At 69.9% G+C, this 13631-nt stretch carries 14 protein-coding genes and 1 pseudogene; all 15 read left to right on the forward strand.

All coding sequences use genetic code 11. From position 1 onward, the window contains the following. Positions 1-207 (forward strand): annotated as a pseudogene (locus FHS37_RS36245) (IS5/IS1182 family transposase); the annotation flags it as partial. Between the two features lie 479 nt (positions 208-686). Continuing rightward, positions 687-1262, forward strand: a complete 576-nt coding sequence (locus FHS37_RS36250; RefSeq protein ID WP_184829192.1) for a hypothetical protein — start codon at positions 687-689, stop codon at positions 1260-1262. Positions 1263-1272: 10 nt separating this feature from the next. Beyond that, positions 1273-1866 (forward strand): OmpA family protein, encoded by a 594-nt coding sequence (locus FHS37_RS36255; RefSeq protein ID WP_184829194.1) that lies wholly within the window; start codon positions 1273-1275, stop codon positions 1864-1866. Between the two features lie 273 nt (positions 1867-2139). Next, on the forward strand, positions 2140-2742 hold the full coding sequence (locus FHS37_RS40305; RefSeq protein WP_229890111.1) for a hypothetical protein: 603 nt from the start codon (positions 2140-2142) through the stop codon (positions 2740-2742). Positions 2743-2789: 47 nt separating this feature from the next. Beyond that, positions 2790-3632, forward strand: coding sequence for an ATP/GTP-binding protein (locus tag FHS37_RS36265; RefSeq protein ID WP_229890110.1), 843 nt, complete (start codon positions 2790-2792; stop codon positions 3630-3632). A 27-nt stretch (positions 3633-3659) separates the two neighbouring features. Then, positions 3660-4376 carry an SAF domain-containing protein gene (locus FHS37_RS36270; protein ID WP_229890114.1) on the forward strand — a complete coding sequence of 239 codons (717 nt, stop codon included), beginning with the start codon at positions 3660-3662 and terminating at the stop codon, positions 4374-4376. Further along, positions 4376-5203, forward strand: coding sequence for a CpaE/TadZ family protein (locus FHS37_RS36275; RefSeq protein WP_184829200.1), 828 nt, complete (start codon positions 4376-4378; stop codon positions 5201-5203). Before FHS37_RS36270 ends, FHS37_RS36275 begins: the two co-directional genes overlap by 1 nt. A 106-nt stretch (positions 5204-5309) precedes the next feature. Beyond that, entirely contained in the window at positions 5310-6683 is a 1374-nt protein-coding gene (locus FHS37_RS36280) for a TadA family conjugal transfer-associated ATPase (RefSeq protein WP_229890113.1), read from the forward strand. Next, complete coding sequence (locus FHS37_RS36285) at positions 6680-7630, forward strand: type II secretion system F family protein (protein ID WP_184829204.1); 951 nt, start codon at positions 6680-6682, stop codon at positions 7628-7630. Before FHS37_RS36280 ends, FHS37_RS36285 begins: the two co-directional genes overlap by 4 nt. Then, positions 7627-8514, forward strand: a complete 888-nt coding sequence (locus FHS37_RS36290) for a type II secretion system F family protein (protein WP_184829206.1) — start codon at positions 7627-7629, stop codon at positions 8512-8514. The genes FHS37_RS36285 and FHS37_RS36290 overlap by 4 nt, the downstream gene beginning before the upstream one ends. Before the next feature lie 44 nt (positions 8515-8558). After that, the gene (locus FHS37_RS36295) at positions 8559-8774 is read left to right on the forward strand and encodes a hypothetical protein (protein WP_184829208.1); all 216 of its coding nucleotides are present in this window, start codon (positions 8559-8561) and stop codon (positions 8772-8774) included. Beyond that, positions 8774-9202 carry a TadE/TadG family type IV pilus assembly protein gene (locus tag FHS37_RS36300; protein WP_184829210.1) on the forward strand — a complete coding sequence of 143 codons (429 nt, stop codon included), beginning with the start codon at positions 8774-8776 and terminating at the stop codon, positions 9200-9202. Before FHS37_RS36295 ends, FHS37_RS36300 begins: the two co-directional genes overlap by 1 nt. Continuing rightward, positions 9199-9660, forward strand: coding sequence for a TadE/TadG family type IV pilus assembly protein (locus tag FHS37_RS36305; protein ID WP_375372340.1), 462 nt, complete (start codon positions 9199-9201; stop codon positions 9658-9660). The genes FHS37_RS36300 and FHS37_RS36305 overlap by 4 nt, the downstream gene beginning before the upstream one ends. After that, entirely contained in the window at positions 9660-10133 is a 474-nt protein-coding gene (locus FHS37_RS36310; RefSeq protein ID WP_184829212.1) for a pilus assembly protein TadG-related protein, read from the forward strand. The genes FHS37_RS36305 and FHS37_RS36310 overlap by 1 nt, the downstream gene beginning before the upstream one ends. After that, complete coding sequence (locus FHS37_RS36315) at positions 10133-13585, forward strand: LysM peptidoglycan-binding domain-containing protein (protein ID WP_184829214.1); 3453 nt, start codon at positions 10133-10135, stop codon at positions 13583-13585. Before FHS37_RS36310 ends, FHS37_RS36315 begins: the two co-directional genes overlap by 1 nt. The last annotated feature ends 46 nt before the right edge of the window (positions 13586-13631 follow it).

Consider the following 13631-nt stretch of genomic DNA (forward strand, 5'->3'; position numbering starts at 1 on the left):
GGCAACCTGCTGTGGATCTCGCTCGCTCTGCCCGGCCGCACCCACGACCTGACCGCGGCCCGCACCCACCGCATCATCCGGATCTGCGAACGCCAACGAAGCGTCGCGAGGCTGAAGTCCTGGCGCATCTTGCGCAGAGCCCGTTGCAGCCCCAACCGCCTGTCGTCAATCACCGCCGCCATCCTCACCCTGGAGCGGCAGCGCTGAAAACGCTCACTGGATGCCGCGTTCGCTCCTGACCGCATTCGGTCAGCGGCGATCTTCCCCCACGGCTATATGTCACAGCCTTGCAACTACCACTGACACCACTTGAGATTCACTGAAGCGAATAGCTAGTTTACTTCTGCACATCAAGAATCTTGCTTCATACCGCTTACCAGGCAGGGGAGTTAGGAACAGCAGATGCCGCAAGCCATCGATGCTCTTCGCATTCATGAAACGATTCCTGATCACAGATGGCCAGACCGGACGCAGGTCGTCTCGTACATCGGGGACGCCTGCGTGGTCCAAGGAAGCAGTGACTTCGGTGTAGGCGACCTGAGCAGGGTGCGCGGCCTCTTCCCGGGGCGGTACGTCACCCTCGACGGCGATGTGATCACGGTGTGGCCGTCGCCTCGGCAGGAGGAGTAGCCGCACTCCGCCTCCCCCCAGCTCTCCGTAAACGATCACCGAGAGGAAACAGCTCCATGACTGGTCGGCGCACCACAACGTTCAGCGCGCACCTCAGCGGGCTGGCGATCGCCTTAGGCCTGGCTCTGGGCATCACCGCCTGCTCGGCTGGCGGCCCGGAGCAGAACCATGCGTTGCCGGCCGCGCCGGGATCAGGCAGCGGTTCCGCATCGCGTGAGCAGCTGCAGACGGGGACACCCCTGGCGGAACTTCAGGGTCCAAACGGGCTGACCCTCACCATCACCTCCGCCGAGCGGGACCCGGCCGGCCACCTCACCATCCGCGGTGACCTGACCAACGGCCGAGCCGAAGCAGCCGTCGTGCCGGCAGCGCTGCGGGGCAACGAACTCCAGGTCCTGCGGACCGGCCCCTCGCTGGCCGGGGCAACCGTCGTGGACTTCGTACGAGACAAGCGCTATTACGTGCTGCGCGACACGGACGGACACCCCCTCACCACGACCGGCCTCTCCACGCTCAAGGCCAGGGAAAGAGCGCGCGTCTTCATGCAGTTTCCAGCGCCTCCTGCGGGCACGACCACGGTCGGCCTCCAGCTGCCGCTGTTCGACACCGCCACCATCAAGATCTCCGGATGAGGTGAGTACCATGCGCTCGTCCCGATCCCGCTTCACAGTCCAGCTCCCCGTCCTCACCGCCTTAACGCTGACGTTGTGCACGGGTACCGGCGTGCAGAACGCGGCCGCCAGCCCGTACGGGGACGGCTCCGGCCTCGCGCTGCGCAGCGGCGCGACTCTCGCTCCTCCGAAAATCCTGGACCTTGGATCGGATCCCGTTGGCATCAGCCGGGTGGTCGGGAACCGTGAGGGCGCCGAGCGCCGCACGGACACGAACACGGAGGTGACCTACGGGTTGCAGGCCGAGGTGCTGTTCGCCAAGGACAGCGGGCGGCTGAGCGATTCGGCAAGGTCCCGCATCGCCGCGATCGCCCGGGAAATCGAGCGGCGGGCGGCAACCCGAGTCCGCGTCGCCGGCTTCACGGACAACCTCGGCTCTTCCGCGCACGGCGACATCCTGTCGACTCAGCGGGCCGGCGCCGTGCGGGATGTCCTGGCCAACGATCTCCGTTCCGAAGCGGTCACCTTCGAGGCACATGGCTTCGGGGAACGGCGTCCGGTCGCGTCCAACGCCACGGAGGCCGGACGCAGGGAGAACCGGCGCGTGGAGATCTCCTTCGCGTGACCGGGCGCCATCTCCGGGCGCGTGAGGACTGCGGCCCAGCTCGTGCACGGCCGCAAACCACCGAGTGCACACAACTACAAATCGACATCCGGTTCCGAATGTGACCGCATCCGTCCCGAGATGCACGAGTGAACTCACATACCGTGTTGGGAAGTTGACTGGCATATGCGTAATCTTGCGATCACGCAAACGCATCACCGCAGCTGGATCGAGTCGCGGATCTTGATGGCCGCGCGCTGGCGACCGTTACACCGCGCCATACGGGGAGAGAACGTGACACGCACCCAACCACGCTCGTCGCAGCCCGCCGCCGTTCGCTTGCGGAATTGGGCCGCCGCATCCGTCGCGCTGAGCGCCGTACTCGCCTTGTCCGCGTGCTCGTCTGACAACAACGGTAAGGCGCCAGTTGAGACCTCGTCCGCGCCGACGCCGTCACCGACCGTCTCCGTAGACCCGGCAGAGGCCGCGAAGAAGGAAGCGATCGCCACCTACCAGGGCTACTGGCAGGAGATGGAGAAGCTGTACGCCGACCGGAGCGGTGCTGGTGCGGACCTCAAGAAGTACGCCGCCTTGGCCGCTTTGAAGAACGCTACAGCTGACGCCAAGCGCACCCATGAGCGTGGGCTCATCAACATCGGTGACGTCCGCGTCACCGACCCGGTCGTCACCAAGTACGACGCCAAGGGAAAGATCCCGAACGCCACCGTCTCCAGCTGCCTGGACATCTCCCGGTGGCAGACCGTCGATGCCGACACCGAGAAGCCGGTCACCCTTCCCAGTAACCGGCTGACCAAGTACCTGATCGTCAGCACGCTCGAGAAGTGGCCCGAGGGCTGGCGTGTCATTCGTGATGACCCCCAGGGCAAACCATGCTGACCCGTCGGATTACCACCGTGGCGACGTGCCTTCTCACAGCTTTGTCCATGCCGGCGGTCGCGGTCGCCGATGAAGGACCAAAGGGCAGCGGCAACACCAAATGCGGGATGTACACCTGCCAGGTCGAGGTGAATGTTCCCGGCCAGGCCGGCGGCCAAGGCAGCGGTGGCAGTGGCACCGGAGCGGGCGGTGGCGGCGGGAGCGCAGGAGGCGGGGCAGGCGGTGGCAAGGACACCGACCTGACCAACTGCACCTACAAGCTGGCAGATCCGCAACCGCCTGCCGGCAGTTTGGAATGGAAAGGGCACGAACCCGGCGACGGCGCGGTCTATGAAGAGACCTGCAGATGGAATGACAGCGGCAACACCATCGTCCGCATGGTGTGGCTCGCCGAGCCGCCCGGCGAAGAAGCCGCCGTCGACCCGGCCGTTCTCGCCCAGCAAGCCGTGGACAAGATGACACTGCTCGGCCCCGACATCGCCAGCCCCCGGCCGACAGGCAAATACGTGGTCGGCGTACCGATGTGGCTGTGGGTCAACCAGAGCGCGACGACCTACGGGCCCAACACGGCGTCGGCGTCAGCAGGCGGTGTGACGGTCACGGCCATCGCCAAGGTGTCGAAGATCGACTGGCGGATGGGGGACGGCTCCACGGTGACGTGCACCGGCCCCGGCACGCCCTACAACGGCTCGGCAGGCATGGCGGAGTCGCCGACCTGCGGCCACGTCTACTCCACGACGTCAGCCGGCGCACCGGGCGGGAGGTACGCGGTCACCGCGACCTCGACATGGACGATCGACTGGCAGGGCGGCGGAGCAGCCGGCCAGCTCACAGAGATCCGGCAATCGGATGTGCAGGTGGCCATCGGTGAAGTGCAGGTCGTCAGGTAGTCGCCGAGCCGCTGAAAGGACATGGCGTTGAGCAAGACCAAAGAACGTACTGGCACACCCGCCACGAACGGGGTGTCTGCGCAGCAGCCGATGGCGGGCCCGGTGGCGCCGCCTCGGGTATCCGCCCGTCGGCGCCGGCCCGGCGTGATCGCTCTGTCGCTGGCGTTGATCGCAGCTGGTGGCGCTGGTGTCGCTGTGCTGCTCCTGCAGGTCGGGGACCGCACGCCGGTGGTGACCGTGGTGCGCGACGTCCAGGTCGGTCAGGTCCTCACCGAGCAGGACCTGGGCAAGGCGTCCGTCGCCTTGGACCCGGCGGTCAAGGCCGTACGCGCCGATGACCTGAAGTCGGTCGTGGGCAAGCGGGCCGCAGTGGAGCTGAAGCCGGGCTCGCTGCTGTCACCGTCGCAGGTGACGAAGGACTCGCTGGTGAAGCCGGGTGAGCAGCTGGTGCCGATCGGCCTGAAGCCCGAACAGGTCCCGGCGACTGCTCTAGTGCCGGGGCAGACGGTCCAGCTGGTGCAGGTGCCGGCCCAGGGCGCGGCGGTCACCGATGCAGAGGAGGCAGCCGATGACGGCGCGTCCAAGACCATTGCGGGTCGGGTGGTGAAGGCGTCGAAGGCCGCTCCGGGTACCGGGGTGGTGGTCGTCGACGTGGCCACGTCCGCGAAGGACGGCCCCACCGCGGCGGCGTGGGTGTCGACCGGTGCGGTGCGGCTGGTCCTCGATGCCCCGGAGGGCCGCTGATGGCAGTCATCGCGCTGACCGGGTGCAGCGGTGCGCCCGGTGTGACCACCAGCGCTCTCGCCTTGCTGCTGTCGTGGCCGCTGGAGCCGGGCCGGCGGATGATCCTGGCCGAGTGCGACCCCGACGGGGGCGCGATCCTGCACGGTCTGCTGCAGGGCACACTCGGGGACCGGTACGGGTTGCGGAACCTGTCGGTCGCGGCCCGCAAGGGCGAGTTCGGTGAGGCGTTCTGGCGGCAGTTGATCGACCTGAGCAGCGAGGACGGCAAGGGCGAGTCGCCGCGCGACCGGCTGCTGCTGCCCGGGATTACCGATCCCGCCCAGGCGGCGAGTCTCAGTTCGGTCTGGAAAGGTCTGGCCGTGATGTTCCGCGGCATCGACGCCGACCACGGCCACGACGTCCTGGTTGATCTCGGCCGCCGTGGAGCCGTCGGTCCCTCCGGTGTCCTGGCCGAGCAGGCCGATGCCGTGCTGGTCGTGGTCCGCAACACCTTGCGGTGTCTGCAGGCCGCGCAGAGCCGGGTGGCCGCGCTCGAGGAACGCGTCGGCCATGTCGGCCTGCTCATGATCAATGAAGGGCCCTACCCTGCGGGTGAGGTGCAGCGAGTGCTGCAGGCGCCGGTAGTGGCCACCCTGCCGTACGCGCCGAAGGACGCACGTGTGCTTTCTGACGGGGCCGACCAGCCCCGCCACTTCACCAAATCCGCGCTGATGAGGGCTGCCCGAACGACGAGCACCCTGCTGGTACAGCGGGTGGCCGCGCGTCGTGCCCGTCTTGGTCCGCCCAGCGGGCCGGTGAGGGGTGAGGTGGTGTCCCGTGCGCGGTAGGCCTCTGCACGCCGACCCGACTGTGGTGCCGCCGCCCGGCCGTCCCGAAAGGACTTCACCCCGGCAGGCGGAGGACGCGCCGGCCGGGTCTGCCGCGGGCACCGGGGTGCTCGGCGTGGCGCCTCAGGTGACGGTGGACTACAAGGTCGCCCGGCACATCGCCTCGCAGGTCGCCAAGCAGCGCGAGGAGCTCCTGAAGACGGCCCCCGACATGGACCGGGCCAGCGAGGAGCAGCGCTGCTTGGACTGGATCACTGAGGCTGTCGCGGTGTGGTCGGATGCCGCGGCGATGAGTCCGCAGGAAGACGAGGCGCTGCGTCGTGCCGTCTATGACCTGCTGTACCGGGCGGGGCGGCTGCAGCCGTATCTGGACGATGAGCGGGTTGAGGACATCATCATCCAGGGTCCGCACGAGGTGTGGCTGGACTACGGCGACGGGGAACGCCGCATGGTCGGGCCGGTCGCGGATTCGGAAGAGGAGCTGCTGGAGCTGTTGCGGGAGCTGGCCCGGGGGTCCGGGCACCAGGAGCGGACCATCTCCACCGCGAACCCCACGCTGGCGCTGTCGTTGCAGGACGGGTCCCGGCTGCAGGCCATCACGGGGCTCGGGCCGATGACGTATGCGGTCATCCGCCGGCACCGCGTCTCCCACGCCGACCTGGACGACCTGGTCCGGCTGGGCACGATCGACCCGATCCTGCGTGAGTTCCTCGGCGCGTGTGTGCGCGCGGAGAAGAACATCATGATCGCGGGGAAGCAGAAGGCCGGCAAGACGACGCTGCTGCGGGCGATGCTGCGCGAGTTCGACCCGGAGTGCCGATTCGCCACGATCCAGACCGAGGACGAGCTGTTCTGCCACGCCAACGGCTACCACCGGCAGGTCGTCTCGCTGATCGGGCGGGAGTCCAACGGCGAGAAGGACGCGTCCGGGCGCGGCGCAGGTGAGGTGACGCTGCTGGATCTGATGCATCCGGCGCTGCGGATGTCGCTGGAGCGGATCGTGGTCGGTGAGGTCCGCGGCCCGGAGGTCGTGGCGATGATGCAGGCGCTGACCAACGGGGCCGGCGGCAACCTGTGCACGATCCATGCCCGGCGCCCGGACATCATCTTCGACCGGATCGCGGAGCTGTACGCGCTGGCGCAGGGCAATCTGTCCGAGCAGCTCGCCTACCGGCAGACCGCCAACGGCCTGGACTTCATCGTGTACGTCGACATGACGGACGAGACGCAGATCGGCGGCCGCCGCCACCGCTACGTCTCCCATGTCTTGGAGCTGACCGGGATCGGGGAGTCCGGGCGTCCCGCCACCAACGAGGTGTTTTCGCCCGGCCTCGAGTTCGGTGAGCTGCGGGCGGTGCCGCGGATGGACCCGGGTTGCATCGACGACCTGCGCCGCGTCGGTTTCAACTCCAGTCTGCTGCAGCAGCCCTACGGGGCCTGGCCGGCGCCGCTGCCGCTGAAGGTCGGAGGCGCCCGGTGATCCTGTTGTGGGGGCTGCTCAGCGGCATGGCCGTCGTCGGCGGGCTGATCGGTGTCGTCGCCGGGATCGTGGGGTCGGCGGCGCCGCGCCGGGCCCCCTGGTGGCAGCGGGCGCTGGCCCGGCGCGGTGCGGACCAGGCGGAGGATGTCCGGACGCGTCGGCGGGCCCTGTCCGTCGCCGCGTCCGGCGTGTTCGTTGCCGTGTGGCTGATGTCGGGGAACTTCGTCGCGGGAGTCCTGCTGGGGGCTGCGGTGATCGGTGTGCCGTGGCTGGTCACCCCGGGGCAGATCGCGGCGGAGCGCATCGGCCAGCTGGAAGCGCTCAGTGAGTGGACCGGGCGGCTGGCCGGGTTGCTACGTCTGGGCATGGGCCTGGAACAGGCGATGATCACCAGCCGTCAGAGCGCCCCGGACGAACTCGCCGCCCAGATCGTCAATCTGTCCGACCGGCTGCGGCTGGGCTGGCGCCCCGAGGACGCTCTGCGGGTCTTCGGTGACGAACTCGGCGACGTCACCGGCGACAAGGTGGTGGCCGCGCTGATCCTGTCGGTCAATGACCGCGGGCCGGGCCTGGCTCAGGCGCTGGAGGACCTGGCGGGCACCGTCCGCGACGAAGTCGCCAAGAAGCGCAGCATCGAGGCGGACCGCGCCAAGCCGCGGACCACGGTGCGGTGGATGACCATCATCACCGTGGGCATCGTGGTGGCCGGGTTCTTCGTCCCCTCCTACACCGCCCCGTACTCCACGCTGCTCGGCCAGCTGGTCCTCGCGTTCCTCACGGCCGGGTTCGTGGCCACGTTGGCGCTGATGCGGCAGCTCGGCGTCTTCCGCCGCATTCCGCGGTTCCTCACCTTCGATCCGGCCAGCACGGTGCGGCTGCCCGCTGTGAACACCACCGATCTCGATGCACCGGCTGTAGAGCGCGAGCACGAAGGAGTCGGCCCGTGAATCTTCTGCCTGTCGTGCTGACCGGTGGGACGGTCGGCGCCGGTGTTGCTCTGCTGGTGCGGGAGATGCTGCGGCCGCAGCCTGCTCTGGCCCCGGCTCTGCAGCGCACGGCTCCGGGCAGCGTGCCTGTGTCCGCCGAGCAGGATTTGGACCGGGACGAGGTGTGGGGGCGGTGGCTGCTGGCCCGCCTCGAGCGCTTGCCCGGCGTGCGGGTGCCCGTCAAGAACCTGGCCCTGCTCGGCCAGGGCCCGGGCCAGTTCATGCTGAAGAAGACCGCGCTCGCCGCGCTCGGGCTGCTCTGCCCCGTGCTGGTCACCATCCCGTGGATCGTGGCGGGTGTCTCGCTGCCGTTCTACGTGCCGGCCGTCGTCGGCCTCGCCGTCGCCGGTCTGCTGTTCATCACCCCGGACCTGGCGGTGCGGGACCAGGCCAAGCGGGCGCGGGAGGAGTTCGCGCACGCTCTGGTCGCCTACCTGGACCTGGTCGCGCTCAAGCGGGCCGCGGACGCCGGCCCCACCGAAGCCCTGGAGAAGGCCGCCGCGGTCGGCCGGGGCTGGCCCTTCCTCTACCTGCAGGGGGCGCTCAGGCGGGCCCGGCTGGAGAAGATCCCTCCCTATGAGGCGCTCAGGGATCTTGCAGCCGAGTACGACCTGCCCGCCCTGGACGACGTCGCCGACATCATGCGTGGCTCCGCCACCGACGGTGCCGCCGTCTACAAGGCCCTGCGGGCCCGCACTGCCGCACTGAACGCTGAGCTGCTGGCCGATCAGGCGGCTGAGGCCAACGCCGCCAGCGAGAAGATGACCGCCCCCGGCGCCTTGCTGGCCGTCTTGGTCATGTTGCTGATGGCGTTTCCCGCGGTGATCCGCATGCTCACCGTCTGACCCGACTCGGTACACCCGTCATTCCGTCTGAAGGAGGCATTTCCATGAGGTACACCGCCGTCCGTTCCTACCGTGCCGTGCTCCGGCTGGCCGCACGGCTGGAGGAGGGTCTCGCCGAGCTGCAGCGGCGCCCGGACCGGGGCGACATCAGCATCACCACCGTCATCATCTGGGTTGCCGCCGTCACCGGCGCCCTGGTGATCGCCGGGACGATCGCCGCAGTGATCGCCAGGTACAACGGAAACCTGAGCGGCATCTGATGCGTCGCCACGCTCGCCTTACGGCTTGGTGGCGTGGGCGGAGATGGGCCGATGACCGCGGGGACGCGTCGATCCAGATGGCGATCGTCTACCCGGTTGTGCTGCTCGCTGCGATCGCAGTGATCCAGGCGTCCATGTGGTACTACGCGCGGCAGATCGCCCTGACCGCTGCCCGCGAGGGAGTCACCGCGGCCCGCGCCTACCAGGCCTCCCCCGCCGACGGCGCGGCGCGGGCCCGGGAGGTGCTGGGCCGCACGGCCGGAGACAGCCTGCGGTTTCCCGCCGTCACGGTTGGCAGCACCGGCGAACGCATCCGCATTCAGGTATCCGGAACGGCGCAGTCGATGATCCCCGGCATCCCGGGGCTGACCATCACGCAGTCGGCGTCCGGGCCGGTGGAGCGCTGGACCGTACCGGGAGAGGGGTGAAGACCGTGTCTCGCCTGGCACGGTGGGCCAGAAGGACACGCCGCGATGACGGCAGTGTCGCCATCGAGGCGGCCATCATCATGCCGCCACTGATCATGTTCGTGTGCCTGGCGATCGCCGGCGGCCGCGTCGTCACCTCCGGCGCGAAGATCGACGCTGCCGCGGAGGATGCGGCGCGGGAGGCGTCCATCCACCGCACCGCAGCCTCCGCACAGGCCGCCGCCCAGGCCGCGGCCGCCGAATCTCTGAACGATCAGGGCATCACGTGCGCCTCCAGCAGCGTCAGCATCGATGTCGGTGGACTCAGTGTGCCGGTCGGGCAGGTCGGCACCGTCACGGTGACCATCTCGTGCACGGTCACCCTGGCGGATCTGCTGCTGCCCGGCGCCCCCGGGGCGCGCACCCTGACGTCGACCGCGACCTCGGTCGTGGACCAGTACCGGCAGCGGGGGGTGTGATGAACGTCCAGCACCTCCGCAAGCGCCTGCGCCTGCACCGGGACCGGTACGCCTTCGACGACGACCGTGGCGGTGTCACCGTGTTCGTGGCGGTGTGCGTGGTGGCGCTGATCGGCATCATCGGCGTCGCCGTCGACGGAGGCGGCAAGATGCGTGCCCTGGAGCGGGCCGATCACATCGCCGGGGAGGCGGCCCGGGCCGGCGGGCAGGCCATCGACCCGGCCAAGGCCATCAGCGGCGAGGCCGTCATCGTCGCGCCGCAGGACGCCGTCGCCGCGGCCCAGTCCTACCTGCGGTCCGTCGGCGCCACCGGCACGGTCAGCGTCTCCGGCGACGGCAAGACGCTCACCGTCCACGTCTCCGACAGCTACGACACGAAGTTCTTGCCCGTGGTCGGGATCGGCTCCATGTCGGTGACCGGCCACGGCAAAGCGACGCTGCTGCACGGCGTCACCACCCCCGAAGGACCCTGATGCCCACGCCCACCACCCATGCGTCCCTCTCTGCCGGCCGCACCCTCGGCCGGGTGCTCAAGGCCCTGGGGAGTCTGCTTGTCCTGCTCGGTATGGTCGGCGGGCTTCCGCTCCTGCTGGCCTGGGCTACGCCGGTCGTCTGGGAATCCAGCCGCGACGACCTGGCGCACCTGCTGGATCGTCAGGACACCGGCGCGGCCTTTCTGATGCTGCTCATCGTGATCGGCTGGATCAGCTGGGCACAGTTCGCTTTCTGTGCGGTGCGAGAGGGTGTCGCGCAGCTGCGCGGCCGGACCTGGCACGCACCTCGGGGTCTGGGCGCCTCACAGCGCGCGGCGGCCACTCTGATCGGCGGCATCTTGATCCTGCTGCCCGCGAATTCCGCGTTGGCGTCTCCCGCCCAGGCGGCCGACCCCAGCATGAGTGCGGCCCAAGTGCCTGGTCCCGCCCAGGCGGACCAGTCCGCTGAGCAGGTACAGGAAGCGGCCGACTCTCAGCCGGGCCCGTCACGGACAGTGCGGCCGGGTGAGAGCCTGTGGAGCATCGCCGAACGGGAGCTGGGCGACGGGGAGCGGTGGCGGGAGATCGCCGCGCTGAACGAGGGCCGCACCATGCCGGGCGGGCAGGTTTTCAAGTCCAGCAGCTTTCTGCAGCCCGGCTGGCAGCTGCAGATGCCCGAGACCGCCGCGACGGCCGGCGGGTTTCACGTGCAGCTCGCGGGCCAGGCATCCGCTGCCTCAGATGAGAGCGAGCGTGTCGTCTCGGTGCACGAGGGCGACTACCTGTCGAAGATCGCTCAGGAGGAACTCGGCGACGCCGGCCAGTGGCAGGAGCTGTTCGATGCCAGCAAAGGCAAGCCGCAGCCGGACGGCCTGCCCGCCATCACCGACCCGGACGTGATCTACGCCGGGCAGCAGATCACCGTGCCCAAGGCCCAGACACCGGACGAGGAACGGCACACCCCTCCGGCCGACAGCCGCGACAGCGCCCCGTCCGACGAGGCAGATGGCCGGCCCTCCGCTCCTGCGGACACCCCGGCACCGGAGGACGAGCAGCAGCCCGACGACCGTGCAGAAGGGGAGGTGCAGCCGTCCGCACCGGGCCAGAGCGCGACGCCTGCCCCGGAAGCGTCCGCGGCCGCCCCCAGCCAGCAGCCCAGCCGAGATGCGGGAGCACCGGGGGTGACGCCTGAGCAGGACTCCAGTGCGTCACCTTCCGCCACGCCGTCGGAGTCGGCCGGGTCGTCCGGCTCCGCCGAGTCTTCTCCCGCCCCGGCGGCCTCCGAGTCCCCCGCGCCGGCCCCGGCCGGCAGCTTCCTGAATCTGCGCACGGTTCTGGGTGCCGGTGCGCTCCTGGCCGCCGCCATCACCGGTGCGCTGGCCCTGCGCCGTACGCTGCAGCGCCGCCGCCGCAAGCCCGGGGAGAAGATCGCCATCGCCCCGGAGACGTCGACCGCGGAGGCCAAGCTGGCGGCGGCCGCTGAGCCGGACGGTGCCGCCCGCCTGGACCTGGCGCTGCGGACCCTGGCCCACCAGGTGGCCCGGCGTGAGGACGACGCGACACTGCCTCAGCTGCGCGCCGCACGGATCGGCGCCCGCACCCTGCAGGTGCTGCCCGAGGACCTCATGCAGGACCCGCCCGCGCCCTTCGTGGCGGGCCAGGGTGGCTGGTGGACGCTGCCCGCCGACGCGGACCTGCTCGGCGAGCAGGACGCCCGCGAGGTGCCGGCGCCGTATCCGGCCCTGGTCACCATCGGCAGCACCGAGGGCGGCGACCTTGTGCTGCTCAACCTCGCCCAGCTGCCCGCGCTGCTGCTGGACGGCAACCCGCTCCACCTCACCGAGGTGTGCACCTCGCTGGCGTTGGAGCTCGGCATGAGCCCCTGGGCGGCCGAGGCAGAGGTCGTCGTCATCGGGTTCGGTGAGGACCTGCCGCAGCTGCTGCCCACCACCCGCATCGCCCACATGCGCCAGCCCCAGCACGCTCTGCGGGACCTGAGCGAGCGGCTGCTGGAAGCGCACCAGATGCCCGAGACCCGGCACCAGCCCTATGTGCTGCTGTGCGCGGCGGCGCTGGACGCGGATACGGCCTGGGAGTTCGCCGAGGTCATCGACAAGGCCGGCACGGTGCCGGTCGCCCTGGTCGCCCCGGCGAGCACGGCCGCCGTGCACTTCCCCACGGCCGAGATCCTCAACACGTCGCTCACCCGGCCGCAGCACGTCGACGTCCTCGGTGCCGAGATCACGGTGCAGCGTCTGGAACACGCCGCCTACCAGCAGATCACCACCGCTCTGAAAGTGTCGGGGCAGCCGGCCCACCCGGCCGAAGGGGCCTGGCGGGAGGTTCCGGACGAGCCCGAAGCCCAGCGACCCGAGTCGCCCGCACCGAAGGAGCCGGCGGCCACGGCGGAAGAGCCGGCGGCCATGAGCGAACCCGTACCGGCCGCCTCACCGCAGGAAGCGAAGGTGAGGGAGGAGGTCTTTCCCGCCCTGCTCGCCGCTTCCACCGACCCGGCCGGCTTGCGTCTGCTGCCCACCACCGACAGGCCGTTCCCGGACGAGTCGTCCTCGAACCAGGACGATCATTCCGGGCAGGACCCGGACGCGGCGGCGACCGCGGCAGCAGTAGCCGTGCCGGACGACGAGCACTCCGGCACGGAGAGCAAAGCACCGGACGCCGGCACCAGTGCCGCGCACGACCTGCACGCCCCGGAGATCCAGATCCTGGGACCGGTCGAGGTCACGGGGGTGGACAGCAGCGGCCATGGCCCGAGGATGGCGCAGCTGGCGACATTGCTGTACTTCCGGCCCGGCCGTCACGCGGACGTGCTGTGCGAGGCCATGGACCCCATCAGTCCGTGGTCGACGAGCACCCTCAACGCCCGGCTGCAGGGCCTGCGCCGCTGCCTGGGCAACGACCCCGATGGCCAGCCCTACGTCCCGCGCCGCAGCACCGGCGAGGACCCCTACCGCCTCTCTCCCGGTGTGCGCTGCGACTGGAGCCGTTTTCTCTACCTCGTCGAACGCGCCCTGCCGCTGGGACCCGCGGGACTGCCGGACCTGGAGAAGGCGCTCACGCTGGTGCGCGGCAAGCCGTTCGGGGGCAAGCCCCTGCCGTGGGCCGAGCCCTTCGCCCAGGAGATGACCACCCGGATCATCGACATCGCCCACACCGTGGCCGTCTACCGCACCCCCGCCGGCCCGCACCAGGACCTCAACGCGGCCCGGCAGGCCGTGGCGACCGGGCTGGAGGTGGACGACACAGCAGAGCTGATCTACCGGGACTGGCTGCGGCTCGAGGCCGCTGCCGGAAACCGGTCGGGGCTGCACACGGCGATCTCCCGCATCCAGCAGATCAACCGGGCCCTGGACTGCTCCCCCGAACCAGAAACCGAACAACTCATCAACGACCTGCTCAACAGCCCGAACACGGCGGAGCGCAACGCGCTGTAGGTTCGACGTCTCACGCCGACCGGTGGGGGTCGGGCGTGGGGCAGGC

The organism is Streptomyces griseomycini, assembly GCF_014203535.1.
In the GTDB taxonomy this organism is placed as follows: Bacteria; Actinomycetota; Actinomycetes; order Streptomycetales; family Streptomycetaceae; genus Streptomyces; species Streptomyces griseomycini.